This window comes from Variovorax sp. YR266 (assembly GCF_900107295.1).
GTDB lineage: Bacteria > Pseudomonadota > Gammaproteobacteria > Burkholderiales > Burkholderiaceae_C > Variovorax.
This window is the reverse complement of sequence record NZ_FNPM01000002.1, coordinates 135809-161757: the sequence shown is the minus strand read 5'-3', so window position 1 is coordinate 161757 and position 25949 is coordinate 135809. Positions and strand designations below refer to the sequence as shown.

The following is a 25949-nucleotide window of genomic DNA, read 5'->3' as shown; positions in this document are numbered from 1 at the left end:
GGGCGACGGCAGATCACTCCCCGTCGAAGGCTTTCTGCGCCGCGGCGAGATCGAGCTTGACCATCTTCATCATCGCCTCCATCGCGCGGGCGGCCTTGGCCGGGTCCTTGTCCTGGAACATGCGGATCATGGCCGTGGGCGCAATTTGCCAGGACACGCCGTAGCGGTCGGTGAGCCAGCCGCACTGCACCGGCTCGCCGCCGCCTTCGAGCAGCTTGTCCCAGTAGTTGTCGACCTCGGCCTGCGTCTCGCACTTCACGAACATCGAGATGGCCGGGTTGAACTTGTACTGAGGCCCGCCGTTGAGCACCATGAACTCCTGCCCTTCGAGCTCGAAGGTCGCGGTGAGCAGCGAGCCCTTCTTGGCTGGGTTGACGTCGCCCCAGAGCAGCTTGTCGGTCACGCGCGAGTTCGGAAAGATGGAGGTGTAGAACTTCAGCGCGTCTTCGCCGTTGCCGTCGAACCAGAGGCAGGGAACGATCTTCTGCATGGGATCTCCTTTGCTTGAATGATGAACCTTGAGGTTCAGTATCAAAGCGGCAGGAGGCTCTTGTCAACCCGTGCAACGCCTGTCAGTGAGAAGTTGACAGGCTCGTCCTTCCCGGCCGTCAGGCGATGCGGTAGAAGCCCTGGTCGCTGCGCACGCCCGCATTCTTCGTGAACGCAACCGGATCGAAGCCTTCCTCGGCGAACTTCTTCTTCACGAACTCGGCGGCCGAGGCCACGGCCTGCTCGCTCGCCCACTCGACCAGCGTCACCACGTTGAATTCGCCGCTGCCGCCGGTCTGGTCCAGCACGTAGGTGCGCTGGCAGCCCGGCCAGGTGCGCAGCGTCTGCTGGATGCGCTGCATCTGGGCGATGAACTCGTGGCGGGCTTCGGCGGGCACGACAAACTTGTCGATGCGGAAGACGGGACCGGATTGGAGGGGGATGGCATCGTTCGACATGAAGCGGGTTCCTTGATGAGAAAAATGCGCACAGGACCTGCGCGCTGAAAGTTATTCTCAAACCTCAAGCAAAGTTGAGGTCAAGAGGTTTTTCTCCACATGAACGACGCACTGCAAAAGGCCGGCATCTCTCCCACGCTCACCGTCGGCGAAGTCGCGCGCCGCAGCGGCGTCACGGTGTCCACCCTGCATTTCTACGAGGCACAGGGCCTGATCGACAGCACCCGCACTGCAGGCAACCAGCGGCGCTATCCGCGCACGGTGCTGCGGCGCGTGGCCTTCGTGCGGGTAGCGCAAAGGGTAGGCATTTCGCTTGCCGACATCGGCACGGCGCTGGCTACCCTCCCCGCATCCGCTGCGCCCAGCCGCGAAGACTGGGCCCGTCTGTCGGCCGCGTGGCGCACCGAGCTGGACGAGCGCATGGCGCAGCTGCAAAAACTGCGCGACACGCTCGACGACTGCATCGGCTGTGGCTGCCTGTCGATCGACCGGTGCAAGCTGCGCAATCCGCTGGACCGGCTGGGCGCCGAGGGCCAGGGGCCGCAACGCCTGCTGGTGAGGCGCGGCGCCTAGAAGCCGTAGAGCGCCGCCGGGTTGTCCACGAGGATGCGCCGCCGCGTGTCATCGCTGGTCGCCCAGGAAAACAGCAGGTCGTACAGCGGCGCGCTTTCGGGCCTGGGGTTGCGCCCCGGGTGCGGCCAGTTGCTGGCCCAGAGGCAGCGCTCGGGAAACTTTTCGGCCAGCGTGCGGGCCAGCAGGCTCACGTCGTCATAGCCGGGTGCGCCGGTCTTCGAGGTTTCGTAGGGCGCCGAAAGCTTGATCCACACGCGCCCCGAATCGAGCACGCGCAGCAGCGACTGGAACGACGGGTGGTCCGGCGCCACCGGCTCCAGGAACTTGCCGTTGTGGTCCAGCACCAGCCGGCACGGCAGGCGCTTGAGCACTGCCTCGTGTTCGGGCATCGTGCGGCCGTCGAGCTGCAGGTTGACCATCCAGTCGGCATTGGCCAGCCGCGCAGCCATTGGTTCGAGCGATGCCCAGCTCAGCACGCCGCCGATCATCATGTAGCGCACGCCGCGCATGCCGCCCGCGTGCAGGCGCGCGATCTCGGCATCGGCCACGTCGGGCGCTACCAGCGCGATGCCGCGCGCTGTATTGCCGAACTGAGCCAGCGCATCGAGCGTGCAGCTGTTGTCGAAGCCATAGCCCGTGGGCTGCACGACCACGGCGCGGTCGATGCCCAACGGCTGCTGCACCTGTTCGCGATAAGCCGACACGGGCGAATGCGGCGGCACCCATGCGACGTTCGGAATCAACGGGAAGCGGTCTTCGTAGATATGGACGTGGCAATCGCAGGCGCCTGCATAGCGCGCATTCCGGGTCGGTTCCATGGAGCTCTCTTTGCGGGATGTGTGAGTCGGACGTTCAGGCGCGCGCACCAAAGGCCTGCTGCCAGCGATAGGCCTCGGCCGCGTTCACCGCGCCCTTCGGTGCCCTGCCCTGGAAGATTTCGGCCAGCTGCGACACGGTCTCCATCGCCTGATGCTCGACAGCCGCCGGCGTGAGTCCGCCGATGTGCGGCGTGGCGATCACGCGCGGATGCGCTGCCACGCGCGGCGACGGCATCTGGTCAGGCGCGCGGCCCACGTCCACAGCGCACCCTGCGATCGTGCCGGCATCGAGCGCGGCGAGCAGTGCGTCTTCATCCACCAGATTGCCGCGCGAGGCATTGATGAAGTAGGCATGCGGCCGCATCGCGGCGAAGGTCTTGGCATTCATCATGTCTTCGGTCGCCTCGGTGGCCGCCGCGAGGCAGACAACGAAGTCCGACTGGGCCAGCAACGCGTCGAGCTCCACCTGCGCGAACTCGACCCGGCCTGTCGCGGTGTACGGATCGTGCACAACGATGCGCATGCCGAGCGCCAGCGCCACGTCGCACAGGTAGCGGCTGATCTGCCCATAGCCGATGACGCCCAGCGTGCTCCCGCGCAACTCGCGCCCCATCGCCGGCACCACGTGCCGGCCCGCGTGGTAGCCCTCGGCCGAGGCGCTGATGTGCCGACCCAGGTCGATCATCACGCCCACGATCCACTCCGACACCGAGGGAATGAACCCCGCGCTCGCCTGCGTCACCAGCACGCCATGCCGGCTGGCGGACGCCACGTCGATGTTGCGGATGTCGATGGCGCAGCGCACGAAGGCCGTGAGCTGCGGCAACGCGGCGAACAGCGCCTCGTCGCCCACCGTCTGGCGGTAGGAAATGATGGCGTCGCAGTCCCGTGCCAGCTCGACCAGTTCGCGCGACGAGAGATCGGTGTCCGTAGGGTTGAAGCGCACTTGCGCAATGGCCTGCAGGGCGGCAGCAGCGCGGTCGCCGAAGTAGTGGGCGAGCTTGCTTTGCGGATGGCTGACGAAAACCGTGGTCATGAAAAAAGACTTCTGCTCAGGGAAAGAAAAGAACTAGCCGCGCGGCGGCGCCACCGATTCGCGCGCCACCAGCGTGGGCGCAAAAACGAACTCCTGCGTCGAGATCGACGGATCCGACAGCCGGCTCATCACCCGCTCGACCATCACCTGCGCCATCTCGGGCACCGGCACGCGCACCGAGGTCATCGCGGGGTGCATCAGCATCGAGAGAAACACGTTGTCGATGCCGATGACGGACACGTCCTGCGGCACCTCCAGGCCCGCATCGCGAAAGCCCGCCATCAGGCCGAAGGCCAGCAGGTCGTTCACGCCGATCACGCCGGTCGGGCGATTCTTCGACTTCGCGATGAGTCCGGCCTGCATGCGGCCGAGCTCGCTCATCATCGAATCGCCGTATTCGTCGACCGGCATGCCTTCGATGACCTGCGCGCTGCCCTCGAGGCCCGCGCTCTTCGCGGCAGCCAGGAAGCCGTTGATCTTCTCGCTGCGGCTCATGGTGCGGCCCGACGGGGTGACGAAAGCCAGCCGGCGATGCCCCTGGTCGATCAGGTGCTGCGTGGCGATGCGCGACGACTCGAAGCTGTCGACCGTCACGTGGTCGATCACCGAGGCCCCACCCGATGCGGCGGGCGTGGCGCGCCGGTCGTAGCTCACCACCACCAGCCCACGCTCGGCGGCAGCCTCCACGTGCTGCTCGTCGACCAGCGACGAGATGATGATCACGCCACGCACGCCATGCGCCATCAGGTCTTCGAAGAAATGCGCTTCCTTGGCGGCGTCGCGGTAGGTGTTGCCGATCATGATGCGAAAGCCGTAGCGCTCCTGCGCCAGCGTCTCGATCTCTCGGGCAATGAAGCCGTACATCGGGTTGGCCATCGACGGCACCAGCAGGCCGATCAGCGGCGTGTACCCCGTCTTGAGCTGCCGCGCCGAGGTGTTGGGCCGGTACTTGAGCTCGCGGATGGCGGTTTCGACGCGCGCCAGCGTCTCCTTGGCCATGCGGTCGCTGCGCCCGTTCAACACGTTCGACACGGTGCTGGTCGACACCCCCGCCCGCTGGGCGACATCGCTGATTCTGCTCACGGCATCCTTCCTGTTGTCTCTGGTCTTCGTCTTGTTGCGGTCCGCTCACATCCCCATGCGCAGCGGCAGCCACGTGGAGAAGGCCGGCACCAACACCAGCACCACGAGGGTAACGAACAAGACGGCCAGGTATTTCATCATCGGCCGCGCCACGTCCTTCACCTGCGTACCGGTGATCGCGCAGGTGGCGAACAGGCCCAGCCCGACCGGCGGCGCGAACAGCCCGAAGCCCATGGCAATGACCATCACCGTGCCGAAGTGCAGCGGGTTCACGCCCAGCTGCGAGGCAATGGGCGTGAGCAGCGGCCCGAAGATGATGAGTGCCGGCGCGCCTTCGAGGATGGCGCCGAACACGATCATGATGAGCACCGACAGCATCACGAACATCGTGCTGCCGTACGAGTGCGCAAAGCCGATCATGAATTCCGACAGGTACTGCGGAATCTGCTGGATCGTGAGCGCGAACGACAAGCTCGACGCCGCCGCCACAATGAACAGGATGCCGCCCGCCATCGACGCCGAGCGCACGAACAGCCGCGCCACCGACTTCACCGTGAGCTCGCGAAAAGCCAGCCACCCCACCACCAGCGCATAGACCACCGCGAACGAAGACACCTCGGTCGAGGTCGCGATGCCCGAGGTCACGCCCTTGCCGATCATCGCCACCATGACCAGCGCCACCAGCGCGCCGCCCAGCAGGCGGAACATGGGCGTGCGCACATCGAAGGCCTCGTCGGGGTTGATCTTCGTGCCCACGTAGATGGTTACCGCCGCCAGCGACACCGCCAGCACCACGGCCGGTATCAGCCCCGCCATGAACAGCCCGGCAATCGAGATGTTCGCCACGAAGCCCATGATGATCATGTTGATGCACGGCGGAATGGTCTCGGCCATCACCGCTGTGCACGCCAGCAGGCCGGCGGTTTCGTTCGGGTCCTGCTTCGTCCTGCGCACGGCCGGCATGATGATGCCGCCCACTGCCGCGATGTCGGCCAGCTTGGAGCCCGATACGCCCGAGAAGAACGCAGTGGCCGTGATGGTGATGAGCCCCAGCCCGCCGCGCAGCCGCCCGAACATGCGCAGCAGCAGCTCGATGAGCCGCGACGACATGCCGTTGGCCTCCATCAGCAGGCCCGCCAACACGAAGAACGGAATGGCCAGCAGCACATAGTGGTCGGTGCCCGCCATCACCTGCTGCGAATACACCAGCATGGGCAGCGACGGATCGGCCATGAAGAACACCAGCGACGACAGCGCGAGCACGAAGGCAATCGGCATGCCCAGCGCCATGCCGCCGAGAAAGCCCGCCACGAGCAGCGCCCAGGGCGGAATGGCGTGCTCGCTCATCAGCGTGTTCCAGCCCACCACCGCCGCCGTCAGCGCCAGCCCCACGCCCAGCGTGGACCACACCATGCGCGAAGGCCCGTTCACCGCATTGGCAAGCCCGAACAGCGTCATGAAAAGGCTGCCGATGGCCACCGGGTACACGTAGATCCACTGCGGCAGGCCGATGGAGGTCGTCATGTTGTACGAATCGAGCAGCAGCTCGCACGACGAGGCGAAGAGGCTCGCCGACACGCCCACGATGATCCAGCTGCCGAACTGGATCAGCGCCGGCTGCCAGCGCGCCGGCAGCATGCCGCGAAACAGGTCCACGCCCACGTGCTGGCTGCGCGCCAGCACCGTGGCCGCGCCAAAGAACACCTGGATCACCATCAGCGCGCGCGCCACCTCCTCCGCCCAGTCGAAAGGGTCGTGCAGGAAGTAGCGGAAGACGACCGAGACGAAGACGACCACCACGTCGATGGCCAGCACCGCGCCGGCCACGTACTCGGTCATGCGCATCAGCCAGGCCAGCCAGCGGCCCGCGGCGTGGCTGGCATCGAAGCCAAGCGCGGGTTGCAACGGAAGCGACATGCTCGACATGGCGCTTCAGGCCCGGGCGCCGTTGATGGCGGCAAACAGCGGCCCGGTCTCCGGGTACTGCTTGGCGAAGCCGGCCCAGAGCTTCGTTTCCATTTCCTTGCGGACCTGGTCGCGCTCGTTCTTTGCCATGGGCGTGAAGGTGATGCCGAGCTTCTTCAGCTCTTCCATCACCTGCTGCGTGCGCTCGTTGCCGATCTGGCGCTGCTGCAGCGTGGAGTCGGCCGCGGCCTTCAGGAAGGCCGGGCGCAGCGTCGCGGGTACGCGGTCCATCGCGCGCTTGCCGGCCACGCAGACCATCGGGCTGAACAGGTGCTCGGTCATCCAGCAGTGTTTGACCACCTCGTTGAGCTTGTTTGCCAGCACCGTGCCCGCGTCGTGCTCGAAGCCGTCGACCACGCCGGTCTGCGCCGCCATGTAGAGCTCGCCGAAGGAAATGGGCGTGGGGATCGCGCCCATGATCTTGAAGGTCTCGATGAAGGCCGGCGTGGGCAGCACCCGCAGCTTCACGTTCTTGATGTCGGCCAGCCCCTTCACCGGCTGCTTGGTGTAGACGTTGCGCGCGCCGTAGTGCGCACCCCAGGTGATGATCTGGCAGCCCGTGCTCTTGACCAGCATGTCGTTGAGCTTCGGCCCCACGCCCGCCTCCACGGCGCGCGCCACGTGCTCGTAGCTGTCGAACAGGTAGCCCAGGTCGAGCATGCCCAGCTGCGGCGTTACCGTGGCCCATATCGAAGAGCCCGTGAGCATCATGTCGATGGAGCCCACCTTCACCTGCTGCACCACGTCGCTTTCCTTGCCGAGCTGGTTGTTCGGAAAGTAGTCGATGCGGATCTGCTCGCCCACCGCCTTCTTCAGGTTGGCCTGCATCAGCTGCACCCACGCGAAGTGCGACGAATTGAGGTCAGCCACGTGGGACGACGACAGCCGCAGCGCCACGGTTTTTTCCTGCGCGAAGGCGTGCTGCGAGAAACCCGCCGTCGCCGCGGCAAGCGACAAGGCGGACGATGACTGGACGAACCGGCGGCGTGAAAGCGAGGTCATTTTCTTGTCTCCTGGAGGGTTGTCGGGTCGTGCGCCCGTTTTTGGTGGAACGATTTACTGTATCGATACACAAGAATGCCGGCAACGCTCTCCCGATAGGTGTTTTCCTCCGTAAACGAGGTAAAGACCGCCGCAAAGGCAGAATGGAAAAACCACAGGACGCCGCATGACCACCATCACTTCATCGACACCCGACGCCGCCCGCGCCTATGCCGTCGAAATGCATGGCGACCAGAAGTACGGCCCGCATCCGTACGTGCACCACCTGGACGCCGTGGTCGCCCTGCTCAGGCCTTACGGCGACAAGGCGCGCGTCATCGGCTACCTGCACGACGTGGTCGAGGACACCGAGGCCACGGTGGCCGACGTGCGCTCACGCTTCGGCGAACTGGTGGCCGCCTGCGTCGCGCTGCTGACCGACGCACCCGGCGCCAACCGCAAGGAGCGCAAGGCCAAGACCTATGCGGCGCTGGCGAAGGTAACGGGCGACGAAGAACTGGCGCTGGTGGTGAAGGCCGCCGACCGGCTGGCCAATGTGCGGGCATGCGTGGCGGACGGCCATCGCACGCTCTGGGACACGTACTACGGCGAGCATCCGACCTTCAGGGCCGCCGCGTTCAGGACGGGGCAATGCGATCCGCTGTGGGCAGAGCTCGACAGCCTGCTCTCCCCTGCGCACGCGCCCTAGCCAGGTTCCCAGCAGACTCGCGCGGCATGCTCATCAGGCGCCGCAATCGCTGCCCAGGTCCGTCTTGCTGCGCGACAGCGGCCGGATGGCATTGCTCCCAGTGGTCAAGGGCTCGACCACCTCTCGGCGGAACGCTTTCAGCGCCTTCGGCGTGTCGGGGCCCGTGCGCGAGGCCTCGATGGCGATGCGCCCTCCCGGCAGGCGCCATTCCTCGACCCTGAGATTCCCCCGCTGCTTGAGCCCGAGTCGTGTCGTTGTGCTTTCGCAAGCCGCGAAGCGCGCTTGCAGCGCCTCGGGAACCGGCGGCGGCGCGCTCGTCGATTGCACGGTGCAACTGCGCGAAAACGCGCGCACCGGATCTGCCGCGCCGGTGAACGACACGTCGATTTCGTCTTTCGTCTCGTCCTTCGGCCCAACCAGCGGACCCGCCGGGCACTGGGCGCCTGCAAAGCTGGGCACCGAAGGCAGCGGCGAGTTGCTGCGCAGCTTGTAGGTCAGCTCGTGGCGTGCCTTGCTCGTGCGCTCCCGCTCGCGAAGGATGGCCCTTGCGCCGACAACGTCCGTGGGCGCCTTCACCTCGCTGGCGTAGCGCACCCTGAAGAGGTCCGTTTCGATGTCGTTGTCGCCCGGCGCCAACCGAGCGAGTGCCTCTGCCGCGGTCTTGGGGCCGCCCTGAGATGGATCCCAGCGAATCGCATACTCCGCCTGCGCTGCTGCCGCGCCCGATGCAAAGACTCCGATGCCGCACGCCAGGACCATGACCCATCCGGTTCGTTGCTTCATGACGGTTCCCTCTCCTTGGTGTGTTTCATTCTAGAAAGCAGGTTTTTTCGCCGCATCCCCTGGAAAGAGGATTGCTTGCGCACGCAATCTTCTAGGCGCGGCGAGGGTTCGAGAACTCCATCACCCCATCGTCCACCGCCCCAAAGCGCAGGCTGACAAGGTCGCGCGCGTAGTTCTGATACACCCGCCACGGCGCGCGCGAACCCTGCTTCGGAAACCTGCCCACCGCGCGCTGCACGTAGCCCGACGAGAAATCGAGCCAGGGCTCGGGTGCCAGCGTGGGGTCAGCGTTGCGCGGCGTGCATTGGGTGCAGCCCTGCTTCTCCATGTGATTGAGCAGCCGGCAAACATACGCGCAGGTCAGGTCGCTCTTGAGCGTCCACGATGCGTTCGTGTAGCCGAACGACGAGGCCAGGTTGGGCACGTCGCTGAACATCATTCCCTTGTAGTTGAAGGTCGCGGCCGGGTCCACGCGATGGCCGTCCACGTCGAGATGCACCCCACCGAGCACCTGCAGTTCGAGGCCTGTAGCTGTGACGACCACATCGGCCTCCAGCTCCGCGCCCGACTTCAGCCGGATACCGCGCGGCGTGAAGGTGTCGATCTGGTCCGTGACCATCGAGGCACGCCCTGCGTTGAGGGCCGCGAACAGGTCGCCGTCGGGCACGAGGCAGATGCGCTGGTCCCACGGGTTGTAGCGCGGCGTGAAGTGCGTGGCGATGTCGTAGTCGGGGCCGAGAGCCTGCCGCACGCCGCCGAGGATCATCCGCTTCGCGCGCTCCGGCTTGCGCCGCGCGAGGCTGAAGAAGTACATGGCCAGCAGCACGTTCTTCCAGCGTGTGAGGCCATAGGCCAGCTTGTCCGGCAGAAAGCGCCGCAGCCCGTGCGCGATGGGGTCCTGTGCCGGTCGCGCTACAACATAGGTAGGCGAGCGCTGCAGCAGCACGACATGCGCAGCCGTCTTTGCCAAGGCCGGCACCAGCGTCATCGCGGTTGCGCCGCTGCCGATCACGACCACCCGCTTGCCGCTGCAGTCGAGGTCTTCGGGCCAATGCTGCGGATGGACGACGCGGCCCGTGTAGTCGCCGATGCCCGCGAATTCGGGCGTGTAGCCCGCCTCGTACCTGTAGTAGCCGCTGCACAGGAACAAGAAGCTGCAGCGCATGCGCAGCGGAAGGCGCTCGGGACCATGCTCGACATCGACGCTCCAGCACGCATCGGGCGTCGACCAGGAGGCGCGCACCACGCGATGGTTGAAGCGGACCTTTCGGTCGATGCCATGCTGCGCCGCCGTCTCGCGCAGGTAGTTCAGGATCGTGGGCCCATCGGCAATCGACTTCGCGTTCGTCCACGGCCGGAACGAATAGCCCAGCGTGTACATGTCGGAATCCGAGCGCACGCCCGGATAGCGGAACAGGTCCCACGTGCCGCCGCTGCGCTCGCGCCCTTCGAGGATGGCGTAGCTTCGACCCGGGCAGTTCGCCTGCAGGTGGTAGCCGGCGCCGATGCCCGAGAGGCCGGCGCCGACGATCAGGACATCGACGTGCTGCACCTGCTGTCGCTCTTCTTCCTGCATCGACTTGTCTCCTTAGCTCTTGCTGTCCGAACCTCCTGCGGCGGGAGTGCCCCGGATCATCAGCCACGCGCTCACCGCACTCAGCACGGCCAGCCCGGCGCTCAACAGCATCACCCAGCGAAAGCCTGCGACGAAAGATTCGGCCACGGCCCGCTTGACGGCTGCCGCCGTGGCGGCATCCACGCCCGGCGGCAGCGCCGCGCCGGCCAGCTTGCTGCGCTCGCCTTCTAGAAAAGCTGACACCTGCGCCGAGGCGCCCATCTCGCGCAGGTTGTTCGCCAGCGCCGCGTCGAAGGCCCAGGCCATGATCGCGCCGAACACGGCAATCGCCAACACCGCCGCCGCGCGCGACACGGCGTTGTTCACGCCAGAGGCCACGCCCGCCAGGTCGGGCCCGACCGCATTCATGACCGTGGTCGTCAGCGGCGCCACCGTCACCGTCATGCCGAAGCCCAGCACCACCACGGCCGGCAGAAAGCCGCTCCAGTAACTCGCCCCCACGCCCGGTAGCGCGAACAACGCAAAGCCCACCGCCGCAATCGAGGGCCCGATGACCAGCGGCATGCGCGGCCCGAAGCGGTCGACCAGTTGCCCGGCCCAGCCGGAAAGCGCGAACATGATGAAGATGAACGGCAGCAGCGCCGCGCCCGCCACAGTGGCCGAGTAGCCCTGCACCTGGATCAGGTTGAGCGGAAAGAAATACAGCCCGCCGCCCAGTGCCGCATAGAGCAGCAGCGTCAGCAGATTGGCTCCGCTGAAGTTGCCGATGCGCAGCAGCCCCAGCGGCAGCATCGGCGTTCGCACCTTGCGCTCGACTGCGATGAAGCCCGCGCTGCCCAGCACGCCGATGACCAGCGCCGCGATCACGGCCGGCGAACCCCAGCCCTGCGTCGGCGCCTCGATGAAGGCGTAGACGATGCCGCCGAGACCGGCCGTCGCCAGCAGCGCGCCCCACACGTCGAGCCCGCCGCTGGCCGATGCGCCTCGGCTCTCGGGCACGTGGCGCCAGACGATCCACAGCACCAGCAGTGCCATCGGCACGTTGATGAGAAAAGCCCAGGTCCACGAGAAGTGATCGACCAGGAAGCCGCCCAGCACCGGCCCCACGGCCGCGGTGATGCCGCTGAAGCCCGACCACGTGCCGATGGCCTTGCCACGCTCTTTCTCGGGAAAGGCCGCGCTGATGAGCGCGAGGCTGCCCGGCACCAGCAGCGCACCGCCGATGCCCTGCACCGCGCGCGCGGCAATGAGCTGCTGCACGTTGGCCGCAAGCCCGCAGGCCACCGAAGACAAGGCGAAGATGCCGACGCCGATCGCGAAGATGCGCCGCCGGCCATAGTGATCGCCCAGCGCACCGCCCACGAGCAGCAGCGCCGCCAGCAGCAAGGCGTAAGACTCGACCACCCATTGCGCCTGGAAAGCCGTGGCGAGCAGGTCGGCCTGGATGGCCGGCAGTGCCACGTTGACCACCGTGCCGTCGATGAAGGCCATGCTCGAACCCACGACGGCCGCGGCCAGCACCCATGGCTTGGAGGCCTCGGGACAGGCCCCCTCTTCCGCACGGGCGCCATGCAGGATCAGCGTGTGGTCGCTGGGCGCCTTGCCGATCTGTGCCATGGGGGTCTCCTTCTTATGGGATTCCGTCTTGCTCTTTCCCCACCGGGGGAAGATTGATCAGGTCGTCGTGCAGGCGGTCGCGGCAGGATTCGCACGCGCCGCACTCACGCTGCGCGCCATCGCCGCGGCGGCCGCCGAGGTCACGCGCTGCGCCCCTTGCGCCACCGCGTCCATCCCGCTGCCCACGGCCTCGCCGAGGTTCAGCTGGCACACCACCGTGCGCGCCTCGTCCGAGCGCCGCAGCGTCCAGTTGAAGCTCGCATCGACACGCCCGCCATCGACCGCGTCGAACTGCTGCAGCTGCACCGCGATGCGCCACACCGGCTGCGAGCTCTGCCGGCCGCCCTTGGTCACGTCGAGCGCACCCAGCCGCCCGGCGATGCCGCTGGCCAGCGCATCGCGCAACTCGTTCTCGAACGACGCCGCCCAGCGGTGCTGCTCCAGCACCTCGACCTGCACGCTGCCGTTGGGCTGGCGCACCACCATCTGCGGCCGCGCGAAGCGCTCGGGCACGGCCACGGGCGCGAGCTCGATGTACAGCGGCGCGGCACTGCCGAGCGTCGAGGGCGCGGCTTCGGCGGCCGCCACAGGGCTCGCCAGCGTGTAGTAGTTGTCGGGCTTGCTCGCGCAGCCTGCTGCAAGCACGGCCAGCGCTGCCGCCGCCACGAATGCGAGGTGGTGGTTCTTCTTCATTTCTTGTCGTCCGGTTTGCCGCGCAGCAGCGACTCGGGATGGCGTTCGAGGTAGTCGGTCAGCACGCGCACCGAGCCCGCGGCGCGCGTCAGCTCCTGCAGCGTCTGGCGCATGTCCTGCTGCAGCGGCGAATCGTCGGCCAGCGTTCGCTCGGCACTGTTCACGGTCTTGCGCACGTCCTTCATGGCCGCGGCCAGCTCGGGGGTGACGTCGCTGTTGATGCGGGTCACCGTCTGCTCGGTGGCCGTCAGCGTCTTGTTGAGCGTGGCGAGCGTGGTGCGCAGGTCGCCTGCAATCTGCTCGTACGGCACCTTGTTGAGCTTGGTCGCGATTTCCTGCACCTGCGACTGGATCTCGTCGAGGCTGTTGGCCACTGTGGGCAGCTCGATCGGGCTCTTGTTCAGGTCGATCTTTGCCGGCGGCGCCTTCGGGAAGAAGTCGAGCGCCACATACACCTGGCCGGTCAGCAGGTTGCCGTTGCGCAACTGGGCGCGCAGGCCCTTCTCGGCCAGGAAGCGCAGCCGCTCCTGCTGCGTTGCACGAGATTCAACGCCGCTTTCACCGGCTCGGCGGCGCAGGCGATCGGGGTAGACCTGCACCAGCACCGGCATGCGGAACTCGCGCTCGGCGCGGTCGAACTCGACGCCGATCGACTTGACCTCGCCGATCACCACGCCGCGGAAGTCCACCGGAGCACCTGGCGTCAGGCCGCGCAGCGACTGGTTGAAGTACATCAGCAAGGTTTGCGAAGGCCCGTCGGGCTCCTTCATGGCGGCAGCTTCGTCCTGTGCCAGCGTGAAGGCAGCGTTCTCCTTGGCGACCGGGCCCATCGCGTCGTCGGGCGCCTGGAAGGCGATGCCGCCGAGCAGGATGGTTGCCAGCGACTGCGTGCGCAGCGTGAAGCCGCTGGCGCTCAACTGCGCGTCGATGCCGCTGGCCTGCCAGAAGCGCGTGTTCATGCCCACGAACTTGTCGTAGGGCGAATTGACGAAGACGCGCATGGTCACGCCGCGCCCGTCGCCGTCGAGTTCGTAGGCGGCCACCTGCCCGACCTTGACGCGCCGGAAGTACACCGGCGAGCCAACGTCGAGCGAGCCCACGTCGTTGGCGCGCAGCAGGAACTGCTTGCCGGAGTCGTCGCGCGTGACGATGGGCGGGGTTTCGAGCCCGGTGAACTCGCCCGCGGTGTCCTTCGACACGCCCGCGTCGGCGCCGATGTAGGCGCCCGACAGCAAGGTGTTGAGGCCCGAGATGCCCGATGTGTCGAGCCGTGGCCGAACCACCCAGAAGCGCGAGTCCGAGGCAGTGAAGCTCTCGGCCTCCTTGTTGAACTGCACCAGCACGCGCACGTGCGAGCGGTCGCGCGCCAGCCGAAGATGGGTGACGAGGCCGATCTGCACGTCCTTGTACTTGACGGCGGTCTTGCCTGCCTCCAGGCCTTCGGCGGTCTTGAAGGTCAGCACCACTTCGGGGCCGCGCTCCAGCAGGATGCGGGCCACGAGCGTAATGCCGACCAGCGCTGCCACGATGGGAATTAGCCAGATCAGCGAGGGCAGCCATTCGCGCCGGCGCACCACGCGCGGCTTTGGCAGCGGTGGCTGTGCGGACGGCGCCGGTTTGTCCTGGGGTTGGTCTTCTTCACTCATGCTGGTTTCTCGTCCCTGTTTTCATGTCCCTGCGCAACTTCGTTCTCCTGCAGGGTGGCCTGCGCCTCCTTGCTGTCCCACGTGAGCTTCGGGTCGAAGCTCAGCGAAGCCAGCATGGTCAGCACCACCACCGACCCGAAGGCCGCGATGCCCACGCCCGCGGTGATGACCGCGAAGCCCTGGATCTGCACCAGCCCGGTCAGCAGCGACACCACGAACACGTCGAGCATCGACCAGCGGCCGATCACTTCGATGATGTGATACAGCTTGGCCCGCTCCCGCCGGCGCCAGGTGCTGCCGCGCTGCGCCAGCACCACGAGCAAGAAAAGCACCGCCAGCTTGAACAGCGGCACCAGGAAGCTCGCAATGAAGACGATGGCCGCCAGCCCGTAGGCGCCCGACACCCAGAAATAGATCACCCCGCTCAGGATGGTGTCGTACTGCGCGCCGAACAGCGTGCGCGTGATCATCACCGGCAGCAGGTTGGCCGGTATATACATCATGCAGGCCGCTATGAGGAAGGCCCATGTGCGGTTCAGGCTCTGCCGCTTGCGGGTGTGCAGGTGCGTGCCACAGCGGCCGCAGGCGTCGCCTTCCCCGGCGTCTTTCCAGACGGCGGCGCAATGCGGGCAGGCCATGAGGCCAAGCGAGGCGGCGGTGGGAACCGGCGCGTCTTCATCGTGATGCTCGTGCCGCTCGAGGAAGGCAGGCAGCTTCATGCCGACGCCCCGTCTTCTTCAGTCTTGGGTTTGTCCTTCGGGCGGAAGGTCATTTCCCAGAACGCGCCCGGGTTGAACGACAGCACAGCCGTCAGCATGACCGTCAGCGCCATGAAGGCCCACAGCGCCGGCCCCGGCACCACGCTTGCCATGCTGGACAGCTTGACGATGGCCACCAGCACCCCGAGCAGGAACACTTCGATCATTCCCCAGGGCCGCAGCGACTGCATGGCCCGCACCAGCAGCGCGAAGCCCACGGGCCGGTGCTCGCGGCTCAGCGGAATCAGCAGGTACGCGAGGATGCACAGCTGCAGAAAGGGAAAAAGAATGGTCGTGGCCAGCACCAGCAGCGCCACCACCGACATGCCCTCGGCGCTGAGCGCTATCACCGCGCCGGCCAGCGTGGTCTGGCTGCGCAGGCCCTGGAGCTCGATCTCGACGATGGGAAACAGGTTCGCAATGGCGAACATGATCAGGCAGGCCACCGTCAGCGGAAGGATGCGGCGCTCCTGCTGGCCGGGGTGCCGGCCGAGCTCTGTGCCGCAGCGCGGACAGTGCGCCACGTCGCGGGGATGCAGGGGTGCACGGCTGTAGACCGCATCGCAACCCGGGCAGACCACGGTGTCAGGTACTTCCTTCATAGGTGAGTACCCTAACTCATTCAGCTGCCAGGACTTGTCGTCTTCAGGCGCAGCGTGCTGAAAACCGCTGCCACCGCGGCACAGCTGGCCGCCAGCACCAGCGCCACCACGGGGCCGTGGCCTCCGTGCGGGCTCCAGACACTGAAGACGCCCGCCAGCACCACTGCGCCCAGCGTCTGGCCGGTCAGCCGCGCCGTACCGAGCATGCCGCTGGCCGCACCGCTGCGGTGCGCCGGGGGCGAAGTCACGATGGTGTGGTTGTTGGGCGACTGGAACAGCCCGAAGCCCAGCCCGCACAGCGCCATGCGCCACGCGATGTCGGCATTGCCCGGATTTGCCGGCAGCGCCGCCAGCAACGCCAGGCCCATAGCCAGCAGGCCCAGCCCGATGCCGCCCAGCAGCCCGTCGGGATAGCGGCCGATCAGCTTTCCTGCGATGGGCGCCATCACCACGATGGCCAGCGGCCACGCCGTGATCAGCAACCCGGCCTCGATGTGGCTGCGGCCGTATACGTCCAGCAGCAGGAAAGGCAGCGCGATGTAGGCCAGCATCTGCGCGCAGAACGCGGCGACCGAAGTACCCATCGACAGTGCGAACACCGGAATGCGCAGCAGGTCGATGGGGAACAACGGCACCGCCTGCTTGCGCTGGCGTTGCAGGTAGATAAAGCCGACGACCAAGCCCGCCAGCAGGATGCCCCACGCCGAAGCGTGTGAACCAGTGGCGCCCTGCACCGCTCCTTCGCGCACGCCGAGCCGGTCGACGCCCAGGAACACCAGCGAGAACATCAGCACGTTGAGCGCCACGTCGATCGGCGAGAAGCGCAGTCCGGCCGCCGGTGCCACGCGATTGAACGGCAGCGCCTTCATGCCCAGCGCGAAGGTGACAAGGCCCAGCGGCACGTTGATGGCGAAGAGCCAGGGCCACGATGCCACCGACAAAATGGCCGCCGCCACCGAAGGCCCGGCCACCGACGATGTGGCCACCACCAGCGAGTTGATGGCCATGCCCTTGCCCAGCTGAGCCGACGGATACGTCAGCCGCACCAGCGCCGCGTTCACGCTCATGATGCCGGCCGCGCCCAGCCCCTGGAAGGCGCGCGCCGCGATCAGCGTGCCGAGCGAATTCGCAAAGGTGGCGGCCAGCGACGACAGCGTGAACACCGCCATCCCGACCAGGTACACGCGCCGGTAGCCCACGAGATCGCCCAGCGAAGCCAGCGGCAGCAGCATCACCAGCGTGGCGATCTGGTACGCATTGACCACCCAGATCGCCTGCGACGGGCTGGCCTGCAGCTCACGGGCGATGCCCGGCAGCGCCAGGTTGACGATGGTGCCGTCGAGCACCGCCACGATCAGCCCGAGGATGATGACCAGCATCGCCCAGCCGCGCTCCGGCTGGGCCAGCCCGTCGATGGGCTTGCGGGCTGCGTTGTTGCTGTCTTCTTCGGCCACCGGGAGCCCGGCGCCAGCGTGTACCGTATTCATCAGGCTTGCTGCGCCCTTCCTGTTTTTTCAGTGGGCTCGGAACGCACGCCGCCCAGCGTGAGCCAGGTCAGCACCAGCGCAATGAGTGCGCCGCCGGCCATGCCGGCCACCATTGGCAGCGGCCGGCCGTCGGTGAAGAGACCCACCACCGCCATTGCCAGTGCGCCCGTCAGCATCTGCAGCGTGCCCAGCAGCGCCGAGGCCGTACCCGCGATGGCGCCGTGCATTTCGAGCGCCAGCACGCCGGTGGTCGGAATCACCAGGCCCATGAAGCCCGAGGCGATGAAGTACAGGACGATGAGCACCCAGATGTTGTCGCCGCCCATCGCGAAGTAGACGAACATCGCGACCATTGCCACGCCGCAGCACACCACGCCGAACTTGACGAGGTTGACCAGCCCGTAGCGTTCGCCCAGCGAGCCGGTGAACTGCGAGGCCGCGATGAAAGCCGCCGCGTTCACGCCGAAGGCCACGCTGTAGAGCGCGGGCGACAGGCCATAGTGGTCGATCATCACGAACGACGAATTCGCCAGGTAGGTGAAAAAGCCCGCCATTGCGAAGCTGCCGATGAACACAAGCCCGAGGTAATGCTTGTCGCGCAGCAGCAGCCAGTAGGCCGACAGCGCGCTGCCGAGGCTGCTTTCGACGCGCTCCGAGGCCGGACGCGTTTCATCGAGCAGCCTGACCATCATCGCCAGGCCCGCCACGGCTGCGATGGTCACGGCCCAGAACACGCCGCGCCATCCGGCAACCGCGATTACCGCACTGCCCGCAAGCGGCGCAAGGATCGGCGACACGCTGAACACCAGCATCAGCAGCGACATCAGCCGCGCGGCATCGGTGCCGGTGTGCAGGTCGCGCACCACGGCGCGCGGAATCGCCATGCCGGCCGCTGCGCCCAGGCCCTGGACGAAGCGCAGCACGATCAGCGTCTGGATGTCGGTAGCCATCGCGCAGCCCACGCTGGCGAGCGCGAACAGCAGCAGTCCCGCATACAGCGGCGGCTTGCGGCCCACCATGTCGGAGATCGGCCCATAGAGCAGCTGACCCGCACCGAGCGACAGGAAGAACGCCGTGAGGCTCATCTGCACCGCGCCAATGTCGGCGTGCAGGCTCTGCCCGATGGCCGGCAACGCCGGCAGGTACATGTCGATGGCGAAAGGCCCGATGGCCGAAAGCAGGCCCAGCAGCAGGGCCATCTTGAAGAAAGGGGAAGAACGCATTGAACCGATTGTCGCCAAGGGCGGTGATCGGTGCAGGCGTGGGGTCAGCGCCCGGCTGGTGCTAATTCAGGGCAAAGAATCGCGCGGGCGAGAGGTTGTAGAACTTTGTTCGGAAGAACAGTTTCAACTTATTTGCCGGCGGGCCAGAACACCAGCGCGCGCAGTTCGATGCTGCGCCGTGGCGGCGCCTCGCGCGAACCTGTCGGGTCTTCGAACGCGGTATGCGCGGTGTAGCGCGCCACACCGTCTTCGCGCGAGTCGTAGATCTTCAGCAGCAGGGCCTCGTCGGGCCGCATCCGCGGGAACCAGTACCAGCGGTGCTCCGGGTTCCAGGTGAACGAATAGGTCTCGCCCACCTTGTCGGGGTAGACCAGGTCGCTGGGCACGAGGTCCTTGGGCGAGATGGAACGCGCATCGCACAGTGCGAGGGGCAGGCGCTCCACGGTGGCCAGCGGGCGCCACAGGTTGATGATCGCGAAGCGGTGCTTCAAGCGTTCCTCGGCTTCTTCGGGCGGCAGGTGGGCGTGCACCCGGCGCGGCGCGGAGACGAAAGTCTGGTCGTTGTGCACGCGGCGCACCGGCTCGCGCAGCTCGGCCGTGCGGCGCGAGCCCTGCGCGCTGTCGCGCAGCGTGTGGTCGAACACCACGATCTTCTCGGCGCCCGTGACGTCGCGCAGCAGGGCTTCGGCTTCGCGGTAGTAGATGTCGCGGATCGTGGCGTCCTGCGAAAAATCGGCGAGCACGCTGCGATGCGAAATCTGCGTGAAGCCGCTGCGGTCGAGCGTCAGTTCGTTCAGCGCCACCAGCGGGCGGCCGTCGCGGATCGTCACGCGGCGCGGCTCCAGTTCGCCGGTTACCCACGGCGTGCCGGGCGGCGGCTCGAAGGTGTAGCTCACGGGCCGGCCCTGGCCCGCCTTCAGGTAGTTGAGTTCTGCCTCCACCGAGGGCAGCGTGGCGGCAAGCATCTGTCCATTCGATCCGACGCTCATGTGGCGTGACTCCTCAAAACGGTTCCTTGAACGGCCGCAGGTCGAGTTCCTGCGTCCATGCGCTGCGGTGCTGCACATGCAGCTGCCAGTAACTTTCGGCGATGGCTTCGAGCTGCAACAGGCCGTCGTCGCCGGCTTGTTCCACGCGCTGCGGCGCGTTGTTGCGCAGGCGCTCGCCGTCGATGCCGCCATCGATCACCACATGCGCCACATGAATGCCCTGCGGGCCGAATTCGCGCGCCAGGCTCTGGCTCAGAGAACGCAACGCAGCCTTGGCCGCAGCGAAGGCCGCGAACGGCGGCTTGCCGCGCAGCGCCGCGGTGGCGCCGGTGAACAGCAAGGTGCCGCGTGCGTGCGCCCCAGCTGCCTCGAAGGAATTGGCCAGCAGGCCGCGCAGCGCCTCGTGCCCGAAGATGAAGCCGCCCAGCGCGCTGGTGCGCCAGGCCTGCGTGAACTGGTCGACCGACAGCTCCAGCGTTGGCGCGCGCACCCCGCTCGCGGCATTGAAGATGGCCACGATGAGTGGGCCCAGCGCCCTCGCCTTCTGCGCGATACCGTGCATCTCGGCCTCGCTCGCCACGTCGCCCGCAAAGGCATGAGCCCGACCGCCGGCCGCAACGATTTCGCCGGCCACCGCATCGAGCTGGGCCTGCGTGCGGCCGGTCAGCGCAACGATGAAACCTTCGGCCGCGAAACGCCGTGCGAGTGCCGCACCCAGGCCCGCGCTGGCGCCGACACCGGCGATCCATGCAACGGGCGATGGCCCTGAACCAGACGACGACGGAGATGGAGTGACGGAGGTGACAGTCATGAATGAGCACGAAGGCTATACCTGCACCCCGGGCCTCGGAACGATGCAAAAGGGATAACCTTATTCGGCAGCAGGTCGGTGCGCGGCGCTGCTTGACGTTGCACCGGGCTTCACTGCACGCGCCGCGCCCGCTACCCTATCGCCTTCCCGGACCGTCTACAACAACTCACAGCAATCGCTATCCAGGAGCAGCACCCATGGCCCTCGCACGCACGATCCATGCCGACCTCTTGCGCGTGTTTCTTCTCACGCTCGTGTCGCTGTTCGCCATTCCGGCGGCGACACTGGTCTTCACCGAATACGCACTGCGTTCGCAGGATGCGGAATTCCTGCAGGCCATAGAAAAGCGCATCGCCGGCGACTCCCGCCTGTCGTCCGCAGACAAGACCGAGGCCACCGAGTTCTACCGCAGCCATCCGCTCTCCAAGGCCTGCGACGCCACTGCGCCGGAAGACAGGAACTTCCACGACAAGGTGTGCAGCCCCTACTCCATGCAGTGGCAGTTCCACTGGGCCGACCGCGCCGCCATCTGGACCATCGTGCTCGGCGCCGCGCTGCTCGCGGCGGCACTGGTGCTGGGCGCGCTGGCCTTTGCCAACCGCGGCATGCGCTATGCCAGCTTCGTCGCCGGCTGGCGGCTCATGACGGTGTCGAGCGCGGTCGAGGTCGTGCTGCAAAGCGCGATGCTGGTGTGGCTGTCGTTCTGGCTCACGGCGTACTTCTGGCAGAGCTACTACGTCAAGCTGATCGCGCTGGCGGGCATCGCGGCCGGGGCCGCGGTGTTCTATGCGATCTACACGCTGTTCAAGAAGCTGCCCTGGGGCAACGAGATCGAGGGCGAGCTGATCTCGCAGGCCGACGCGCCGCGCCTGTGGGAGCGCATCCGGCAGTTGGCTGGCCGCGTGAAGACCACGCCGCCAGACCAGATCGTGGCCGGCATCGACACCAACTTCTTCGTGACCGAAGCACCGTGCGAGGTCAAGGGCCGCACCTTTCAAGGCCGCACGCTGTTCGTCAGCCTTCCGCTGCTGCGCGTGCTCGACCAGACCGAAGCTGATGCAGTGCTCGCGCACGAACTGGCCCACCTGGGCGGCGGCGACACCCGCAGCAGCGCGGCGCTCGGCCCCAAGCTGCTGCAGTTCGACCAGTACACATGGAAGATGCGAAGTGGCGGCCTCACCATCGTTGCGCACTACCTGCTACGGCTGTACCGCATGATCTTCTCGTTCGCCCTGGCGCGCGACAGCCGCGAGCGCGAATACAAGGCCGACCGCGTGGCCGCCGGCCTCACTGCGCCGCACGCCATCGTGCAATCGCTCATCAAGATCTCGGCCTACGCGAGCTACCGCAACGACGTCGAGCGCAAGCTGTTCGCGCAGAACCGCGAGCATGACGGCGCGCTGGGCATCGCCCGCTTCGTCGCGGATGGCCTGCCGCCCTATGCAAGCTCAGACGTGTTCATCGAGGCGATGAAAACGGCCGACGTGCCGCATCCCTACGATAGTCATCCGCCGCTGCTGGAGCGCATGCGCAACGTCGGCCATCACGTGCCCGAGAGCGCCTACGGCGCCATCGTCGCGACCGCACCTGAGGCCTCATGGGCCGACGACATCGAAACCGCCCCCGCCATCGAACAGCGCCTGTGGAGCGAGTACGAGCAGCGCTTCGTGCAGAACCACGAGCTGAGCCTGGCCTACCGCTACGAGCCGGCCACCGAGGAAGAGCGCGCAGTGGTGCTGCGGCACTTTCCGCCGGTGAGCTTCGCGCTGAAGAACGGCGAGCGCATCGACATCACTTACGCCGGCTTGCACCCCGGTGCCGATGGAGGCTCGACGATCGGGTGGGACGAAGTCAAGGGCCTGACCTACAAGGACAGCAGCTTCGGCGACACCCTCATCGTCACCCACCACGACAAGGGCATGCTGGGCGCGCGCACCACCAAGGTGAAGCTCGCGGGCCTTGGCAAGCAGAAAGAAAACTTCAAGGCCGCCGTCGGGCACTACTGGCAACGGCACCAGATCATGAGGGCACAACAACAACGGCAACAACAGCAGTCATGACACCCGGCGGCACCGCCGCCCCTCCCCCTTCCCGACAAGCTCCATAAAACCATCCAACACCGGAGACAACCAACCGTGAACCCCGTCGAACAAAGAACCATCTCCAAGATCAGCTGGCGGCTCCTGCCGCTGCTCATGGTCAGCTACTTCATCGCCTACCTCGACCGCGTGAACCTCGGCTTTGCCGGCGCGGCCATGTCCAAGGACCTGGGCTTCACCGCCGCCGTGTTCGGCAGCGCCGCCGGCATCTTCTTTCTTGCCTACTTCCTGTTCGAGGTGCCGAGCAATATGGCGCTGGAGCGCTTCGGCGCGCGCCGCTGGATCGCCCGCATCATGTTCAGCTGGGGCATCCTCTCGGCGGCCCAGGCCTGGGTGGGCGGCTCGACCAGCTTCAACATAGTGCGGTTCCTCTTGGGCATTGCCGAGGCGGGGTTCTTCCCGGGCGTGATCTTCTACATCACGCTGTGGTTTCCGGCGGCGTACCGCGCGCGCATCGTGGGCTGGTTCATGTTCGCCATTCCCATCTCGACCGTCATCGGCTCGCCTATCTCGGGCTACATCCTCAACATGGATGGCGTCGGCGGCATGCACGGCTGGCAGTGGCTGTTCATCCTCGAGGCGATTCCCTCGCTGATCCTTACCTTCTTCGTGCTGATGTACCTGCCCGACGGCCCGAAGGACGCCAAGTGGCTCACCACCGAAGAGCGCAGCTGGCTGGAGCAGACGCTCGACTCGGAGCGCCGCAACCGCGAGTCGATCAACAAGATCTCGTGGAAGCAGTCGCTGCTGAACCCGCGCGTGATCGGGCTGGGCTTTGTCTACATGGGTATCACCGTGCCGCTGTACGGCCTGAGCTTCTTCCTGCCGCAGATCATCAAGGGCTTCGGCGGGCTGAGCAACGTGGAGATCGGCTTCATCAACGCCTTTCCTTACCTGGTGGGCGCCATCGCGATGCTGTTCTGGACGCGGGCATCTGATGCGCGCAAGGAGCGCAAGTGGTTCCTGCTGATTCCGCTGGCCTGTATCTTCATCGGCCTGGTGCTGGCCGCCCAGACCAGCGCGCCCATCCCGAAGATGGCCGCCGTGACGCTGGCCGCCTTCGGCATCTTCAGCGCGCTGCCCACCTTCTGGACGCTGCCCACCGCCATCCTGAGCGGCACCGCGGCCGCGGCGGGCATTGCGTGGATCAACTCCATCGGCAACCTGGGCGGCTATATCGGCCCGACGATCTTCGGCGCGCTGAAGGACCGGATGGGCAACGACATCTACGCCGTGATCTTCCTGGCGCTGCTGTCGGCGGTGGCGTTCGGGCTGGTGCTGATCATCGGGCACGACTCGCGCACCGAGCAGGCGGCGCCTGGGCGGGCCTGATTCGGGTTAGCCCCAACGCCCCCGGCCCTGCGCCTCGTGCAATTTTTCACGCCACAACCGCTACCAAATGTCATCTAAATGTGGCGCCAGGGCGTTCTGCAAGGGCGCCCGTTGAACGACGCATTCCTTTGATCGATGTCTTTGCTTAGAAAGAACCCCATGAAGACCAAGCAGCTCATCCTCTCCAGCATCCTCGCGTTCGCCGGCCTTGCCATGCTGGCACCGAGCATCGCCTCGGCCGCGCCGTACCACCCCAAGAAGCACAAGGTGTGCAAGTGGGACGCGCGTCATCACCACCGTGTTTGCCACTGGGTGCGTTGATTCCCCCGGTGTAACCCGCTTGAAGAAGCCCGCTGATGCGGGCTTTTTCATGGGCGACTGAAACGGGCTTTCAAGTCAATACAGCGTCGCCCGCTGCCGCGCCGGCAGCTCCCGGTCATACGTCTCCCCATCGAACTCCGACGCGGTCAGCGCCGAAAGAATCGCCCCCGGCGTCGGCACCTCGCGCTTCGCATCCGCCGGCACCGGCGCCCACAGCTTCGACCGCTGGATCGCCCGGGCGCACTGGAAGAACACCGTGTCGACGGTGATCCGGATCACGCATTGCGGCGGCTTGCCGTCCACTGCGAGGCGTTCGAGCAGCGCTGGCTCGACCGTGATGTGCGCCCTGCCATTCACCCGCAGCGTCTCGCCGACCCCGGGAATCAGAAACAGCAGCGCCACGCGCGGGTCGGCCACGATGTTGCGCAGGCTGTCGATGCGGTTGTTGCCGCGGCGCTCGGGCATGAGCAGCGTCTTCTCGTCCTGCACAACGACAAAGCCCGGCGGATCGCCGCGCGGCGAGGCGTCGAGGCCGCCGGGGCCGGTGGTGGCGAGCACGGCAAAGGGCGACGCGGCAATCAGCGCCTGGTAGGCCGGGTGCAGGTACGGAACCTCTTTCTTGAGCGAGGCCTCGCCGGCTTCGCCGAACAGGGCTTCGAGCTTCGTCACGGTGTCGATGGCATGCGGTGTCGTGGTCATGGCGATGATTCCTGAGTAAAGAGTGTGACGGTTCAGCCGGCCGTGCGCGCAGCATCGGCTGCGGGCGATGACGCGCTCCAGCCGCAGGCAAGCGCCGCCAGCGCAAGAAGCGCTGCAGCCACGCCGTAGATCCAAGGCGGTGACGCAACCGGCAGCAGCAGGCCCGCGATCAGCGGCCCGGTGCCGGCGCCGATGTCGCGCCACACCGAGCGCGCGGCCAGCGCCTGCACGCGCTCCGGACCGGGCGTGCGCCGGGCCACGATGGGCGGCAGCAAGGGCAGTTGCAAGGCACGCAGCACCACGATCAGCGCCGCGCAACTCCACAGCCAGCCAAGGCCGAAGCCCACGAGCGCAATGGCCGTGACGAGCGACAGGCCCACCAGCAAACGCTCGGCGCCGAAGCGCTCGGCCATGTGGCCGCCGACCGGGCTCAGCAAAATCTCCGCCAGGTAGCGCAGCGCCATCAGCACGCCGGCCACGATCACCGCGCCCCCCGGCAGCAAGTCTTTGCCGAGGTACGAGAGGCCGACGATGAAGAGCCCGTCGAGCGTCAGCCCTTCCATGAACGACCAGCTGTCCAGGCTGTTGGGCCGGCTGAAGCGCCGCTTCGGCTTGGCCACAGGGTGCGGCACCGCCGGCAGCCGCCGAGTAACGAACCACGCAAGCAGCGAAAACACCGCGAGGATGCCGAAGATCGTGCGCGGTCCGCTCCAGTGCGCCAGCAGCGCACCCAGCGGCAGCGCCAGCACCGGCCCCACCGCGATGAAGGCCCGCGAGCGCCCGTTGCGCCGAGCCGCACCCACCGGGTCGGCCGTGGCCAGTGCCTGTGTCGACAAGTTCAGCGCCGCGAAGCACAGGCCCCACATCAGCCGCAGCGGCAGCAGCGCCCAGAAGCCCGAGAGCGTGGCGTAGCCCAGTCCGCACACTGCCGCTGCCAGGACGGCGATGGTGCAGGTCAGCCGGTCGCCGTTGCGGGCGTAGGAGCGTGCAACGAACCCATAGCCGGCAATGCGCACCAGCCGGTTCGCCGCAAGCAGCATGCCGGCCTCGGCCAGCGTCACGCCGAACTCGCTGGCATACATCGGCAGCAGCAGGTAGAGCACGACGTCGGCCGGCAGCGAAAGACCGAGCGCCATCGCCGCGTGGCGGGAATTCAGGTCAATGGGGATGGGGTTGGAAGCGAGGGGTATGCGTGACATCG

Annotated in this window: 25 protein-coding genes; 5 read left to right on the top strand and 20 right to left on the bottom strand. The window is 66.8% G+C overall.

Features of this window, described 5'->3' with window-relative positions:
• Positions 1-13: 13 nt before the first annotated feature.
• Together BLW48_RS06280 and BLW48_RS06275 are read right to left on the bottom strand one after the other, a co-directional pair.
• Entirely contained in the window at positions 14-490 is a 477-nt protein-coding gene (locus tag BLW48_RS06280) for a VOC family protein (RefSeq protein ID WP_093056827.1), read from the bottom strand.
• 118 nt (positions 491-608) lie between these two features.
• Positions 609-947, bottom strand: coding sequence for an antibiotic biosynthesis monooxygenase (locus BLW48_RS06275; RefSeq protein WP_093173461.1), 339 nt, complete (start codon positions 945-947; stop codon positions 609-611).
• A 99-nt stretch (positions 948-1046) separates the two neighbouring features.
• Here BLW48_RS06275 and soxR point away from each other — a divergent pair, with 99 nt between their 5' ends.
• Complete coding sequence (soxR, locus tag BLW48_RS06270) at positions 1047-1520, top strand: redox-sensitive transcriptional activator SoxR (RefSeq protein WP_093074127.1); 474 nt, start codon at positions 1047-1049, stop codon at positions 1518-1520.
• On the opposite strand, the gene BLW48_RS06265 is transcribed toward soxR, so the two are convergent.
• Genes BLW48_RS06265 through BLW48_RS06245 form a run of 5 tightly spaced genes read right to left on the bottom strand, consistent with a single transcriptional unit; the run spans position 1517 to position 7424 of the window.
• Entirely contained in the window at positions 1517-2338 is an 822-nt protein-coding gene (locus tag BLW48_RS06265; protein ID WP_093074125.1) for an amidohydrolase family protein, read from the bottom strand. The genes soxR and BLW48_RS06265 overlap by 4 nt on opposite strands.
• A gap of 34 nt (positions 2339-2372) precedes the next feature.
• A complete protein-coding gene (locus BLW48_RS06260; protein WP_093173459.1) occupies positions 2373-3374 on the bottom strand; it encodes an NAD(P)-dependent oxidoreductase in 1002 nt (333 codons plus the stop codon).
• A 33-nt stretch (positions 3375-3407) separates the two neighbouring features.
• Complete coding sequence (locus BLW48_RS06255) at positions 3408-4457, bottom strand: LacI family DNA-binding transcriptional regulator (protein ID WP_093173457.1); 1050 nt, start codon at positions 4455-4457, stop codon at positions 3408-3410.
• A gap of 45 nt (positions 4458-4502) precedes the next feature.
• A complete protein-coding gene (locus tag BLW48_RS06250; protein ID WP_371127542.1) occupies positions 4503-6374 on the bottom strand; it encodes a TRAP transporter large permease in 1872 nt (623 codons plus the stop codon).
• Positions 6375-6389: 15 nt separating this feature from the next.
• Positions 6390-7424: a TRAP transporter substrate-binding protein gene (locus tag BLW48_RS06245; RefSeq protein WP_093056834.1), complete on the bottom strand. Its 1035-nt coding sequence runs from the start codon at positions 7422-7424 to the stop codon at positions 6390-6392.
• Between the two features lie 166 nt (positions 7425-7590).
• Here BLW48_RS06245 and BLW48_RS06240 point away from each other — a divergent pair, with 166 nt between their 5' ends.
• Positions 7591-8112, top strand: coding sequence for an HD domain-containing protein (locus BLW48_RS06240; protein ID WP_093173453.1), 522 nt, complete (start codon positions 7591-7593; stop codon positions 8110-8112).
• Positions 8113-8145: 33 nt separating this feature from the next.
• On the opposite strand, the gene BLW48_RS06235 is transcribed toward BLW48_RS06240, so the two are convergent.
• From BLW48_RS06235 to BLW48_RS06185, 11 genes are all read right to left on the bottom strand, one after another.
• Entirely contained in the window at positions 8146-8895 is a 750-nt protein-coding gene (locus tag BLW48_RS06235; protein WP_143047727.1) for a hypothetical protein, read from the bottom strand.
• A 91-nt stretch (positions 8896-8986) separates the two neighbouring features.
• Positions 8987-10471 carry a flavin-containing monooxygenase gene (locus BLW48_RS06230; RefSeq protein ID WP_093173449.1) on the bottom strand — a complete coding sequence of 495 codons (1485 nt, stop codon included), beginning with the start codon at positions 10469-10471 and terminating at the stop codon, positions 8987-8989.
• Between the two features lie 12 nt (positions 10472-10483).
• A complete protein-coding gene (locus BLW48_RS06225) occupies positions 10484-12088 on the bottom strand; it encodes an MFS transporter (RefSeq protein ID WP_093173447.1) in 1605 nt (534 codons plus the stop codon).
• A gap of 57 nt (positions 12089-12145) precedes the next feature.
• Positions 12146-12781, bottom strand: coding sequence for a PqiC family protein (locus BLW48_RS06220; protein WP_093173445.1), 636 nt, complete (start codon positions 12779-12781; stop codon positions 12146-12148).
• Entirely contained in the window at positions 12778-14427 is a 1650-nt protein-coding gene (locus tag BLW48_RS06215; protein WP_093056840.1) for a PqiB family protein, read from the bottom strand. The genes BLW48_RS06220 and BLW48_RS06215 overlap by 4 nt, the downstream gene beginning before the upstream one ends.
• The gene (locus BLW48_RS06210; RefSeq protein WP_093173442.1) at positions 14424-15146 is read right to left on the bottom strand and encodes a paraquat-inducible protein A; all 723 of its coding nucleotides are present in this window, start codon (positions 15144-15146) and stop codon (positions 14424-14426) included. The genes BLW48_RS06215 and BLW48_RS06210 overlap by 4 nt, the downstream gene beginning before the upstream one ends.
• Positions 15143-15787 carry a paraquat-inducible protein A gene (locus BLW48_RS06205; protein ID WP_093173440.1) on the bottom strand — a complete coding sequence of 215 codons (645 nt, stop codon included), beginning with the start codon at positions 15785-15787 and terminating at the stop codon, positions 15143-15145. Before BLW48_RS06205 ends, BLW48_RS06210 begins: the two co-directional genes overlap by 4 nt.
• A 20-nt stretch (positions 15788-15807) precedes the next feature.
• On the bottom strand, positions 15808-17274 hold the full coding sequence (locus tag BLW48_RS06200; protein WP_177142281.1) for an MFS transporter: 1467 nt from the start codon (positions 17272-17274) through the stop codon (positions 15808-15810).
• A complete protein-coding gene (locus BLW48_RS06195) occupies positions 17274-18497 on the bottom strand; it encodes a multidrug effflux MFS transporter (protein WP_177142280.1) in 1224 nt (407 codons plus the stop codon). The genes BLW48_RS06200 and BLW48_RS06195 overlap by 1 nt, the downstream gene beginning before the upstream one ends.
• 128 nt (positions 18498-18625) lie before the next feature.
• Positions 18626-19486, bottom strand: a complete 861-nt coding sequence (locus BLW48_RS06190; protein ID WP_093173436.1) for a CmcJ/NvfI family oxidoreductase — start codon at positions 19484-19486, stop codon at positions 18626-18628.
• Positions 19487-19499: 13 nt separating this feature from the next.
• The gene (locus BLW48_RS06185; RefSeq protein ID WP_093173434.1) at positions 19500-20297 is read right to left on the bottom strand and encodes an SDR family NAD(P)-dependent oxidoreductase; all 798 of its coding nucleotides are present in this window, start codon (positions 20295-20297) and stop codon (positions 19500-19502) included.
• A gap of 197 nt (positions 20298-20494) precedes the next feature.
• Here BLW48_RS06185 and BLW48_RS06180 point away from each other — a divergent pair, with 197 nt between their 5' ends.
• The 3 genes from BLW48_RS06180 to BLW48_RS35340 all read left to right on the top strand — a co-directional run bounded on the left by BLW48_RS06180 (position 20495) and on the right by BLW48_RS35340 (position 24049).
• The gene (locus tag BLW48_RS06180) at positions 20495-22357 is read left to right on the top strand and encodes a M48 family metallopeptidase (RefSeq protein ID WP_093173432.1); all 1863 of its coding nucleotides are present in this window, start codon (positions 20495-20497) and stop codon (positions 22355-22357) included.
• Between the two features lie 75 nt (positions 22358-22432).
• Entirely contained in the window at positions 22433-23728 is a 1296-nt protein-coding gene (locus tag BLW48_RS06175; RefSeq protein ID WP_093173430.1) for an MFS transporter, read from the top strand.
• Positions 23729-23887: 159 nt separating this feature from the next.
• A complete protein-coding gene (locus BLW48_RS35340; protein ID WP_165403270.1) occupies positions 23888-24049 on the top strand; it encodes an HHHH-motif protein in 162 nt (53 codons plus the stop codon).
• 75 nt (positions 24050-24124) lie between these two features.
• Here the strand turns inward: BLW48_RS35340 and BLW48_RS06170 are convergent, their stop codons facing one another.
• Together BLW48_RS06170 and BLW48_RS06165 are read right to left on the bottom strand one after the other, a co-directional pair.
• Entirely contained in the window at positions 24125-24748 is a 624-nt protein-coding gene (locus tag BLW48_RS06170; protein WP_093173428.1) for a pyridoxamine 5'-phosphate oxidase family protein, read from the bottom strand.
• A 32-nt stretch (positions 24749-24780) separates the two neighbouring features.
• On the bottom strand, positions 24781-25947 hold the full coding sequence (locus tag BLW48_RS06165; protein WP_093174138.1) for an MFS transporter: 1167 nt from the start codon (positions 25945-25947) through the stop codon (positions 24781-24783).
• Positions 25948-25949 lie beyond the last annotated feature (2 nt).

Excerpts from the sequence above, each read along its gene's own strand:
- BLW48_RS06235 (WP_143047727.1), bottom strand. The coding sequence starts at position 8,895 with ATGAAGCAACGAACCGGATGGGTCATGGTCCTGGCGTGCGGCATCGGA.
- BLW48_RS06250 (WP_371127542.1), bottom strand. The coding sequence starts at position 6,374 with ATGTCGCTTCCGTTGCAACCCGCGCTTGGCTTCGATGCCAGCCACGCC.
- BLW48_RS06215 (WP_093056840.1), bottom strand. The coding sequence starts at position 14,427 with ATGAGTGAAGAAGACCAACCCCAGGACAAACCGGCGCCGTCCGCACAG.
- BLW48_RS06210 (WP_093173442.1), bottom strand. The coding sequence starts at position 15,146 with ATGAAGCTGCCTGCCTTCCTCGAGCGGCACGAGCATCACGATGAAGAC.
- BLW48_RS06225 (WP_093173447.1), bottom strand. The coding sequence starts at position 12,088 with ATGGCACAGATCGGCAAGGCGCCCAGCGACCACACGCTGATCCTGCAT.
- BLW48_RS06180 (WP_093173432.1), top strand. The coding sequence starts at position 20,495 with ATGGCCCTCGCACGCACGATCCATGCCGACCTCTTGCGCGTGTTTCTT.
- BLW48_RS06260 (WP_093173459.1), bottom strand. The coding sequence starts at position 3,374 with ATGACCACGGTTTTCGTCAGCCATCCGCAAAGCAAGCTCGCCCACTAC.
- BLW48_RS06240 (WP_093173453.1), top strand. The coding sequence starts at position 7,591 with ATGACCACCATCACTTCATCGACACCCGACGCCGCCCGCGCCTATGCC.
- BLW48_RS06280 (WP_093056827.1), bottom strand. The coding sequence starts at position 490 with ATGCAGAAGATCGTTCCCTGCCTCTGGTTCGACGGCAACGGCGAAGAC.
- BLW48_RS06200 (WP_177142281.1), bottom strand. The coding sequence starts at position 17,274 with ATGAATACGGTACACGCTGGCGCCGGGCTCCCGGTGGCCGAAGAAGAC.
- BLW48_RS06245 (WP_093056834.1), bottom strand. The coding sequence starts at position 7,424 with ATGACCTCGCTTTCACGCCGCCGGTTCGTCCAGTCATCGTCCGCCTTG.
- BLW48_RS06195 (WP_177142280.1), bottom strand. The coding sequence starts at position 18,497 with ATGCGTTCTTCCCCTTTCTTCAAGATGGCCCTGCTGCTGGGCCTGCTT.
- BLW48_RS06190 (WP_093173436.1), bottom strand. The coding sequence starts at position 19,486 with ATGAGCGTCGGATCGAATGGACAGATGCTTGCCGCCACGCTGCCCTCG.
- BLW48_RS06275 (WP_093173461.1), bottom strand. The coding sequence starts at position 947 with ATGTCGAACGATGCCATCCCCCTCCAATCCGGTCCCGTCTTCCGCATC.
- BLW48_RS06185 (WP_093173434.1), bottom strand. The coding sequence starts at position 20,297 with ATGACTGTCACCTCCGTCACTCCATCTCCGTCGTCGTCTGGTTCAGGG.
- BLW48_RS06265 (WP_093074125.1), bottom strand. The coding sequence starts at position 2,338 with ATGGAACCGACCCGGAATGCGCGCTATGCAGGCGCCTGCGATTGCCAC.
- BLW48_RS06230 (WP_093173449.1), bottom strand. The coding sequence starts at position 10,471 with ATGCAGGAAGAAGAGCGACAGCAGGTGCAGCACGTCGATGTCCTGATC.
- BLW48_RS06170 (WP_093173428.1), bottom strand. The coding sequence starts at position 24,748 with ATGACCACGACACCGCATGCCATCGACACCGTGACGAAGCTCGAAGCC.
- BLW48_RS06220 (WP_093173445.1), bottom strand. The coding sequence starts at position 12,781 with ATGAAGAAGAACCACCACCTCGCATTCGTGGCGGCGGCAGCGCTGGCC.
- BLW48_RS35340 (WP_165403270.1), top strand. The coding sequence starts at position 23,888 with ATGAAGACCAAGCAGCTCATCCTCTCCAGCATCCTCGCGTTCGCCGGC.
- BLW48_RS06205 (WP_093173440.1), bottom strand. The coding sequence starts at position 15,787 with ATGAAGGAAGTACCTGACACCGTGGTCTGCCCGGGTTGCGATGCGGTC.
- soxR (WP_093074127.1), top strand. The coding sequence starts at position 1,047 with ATGAACGACGCACTGCAAAAGGCCGGCATCTCTCCCACGCTCACCGTC.
- BLW48_RS06165 (WP_093174138.1), bottom strand. The coding sequence starts at position 25,947 with ATGTCACGCATACCCCTCGCTTCCAACCCCATCCCCATTGACCTGAAT.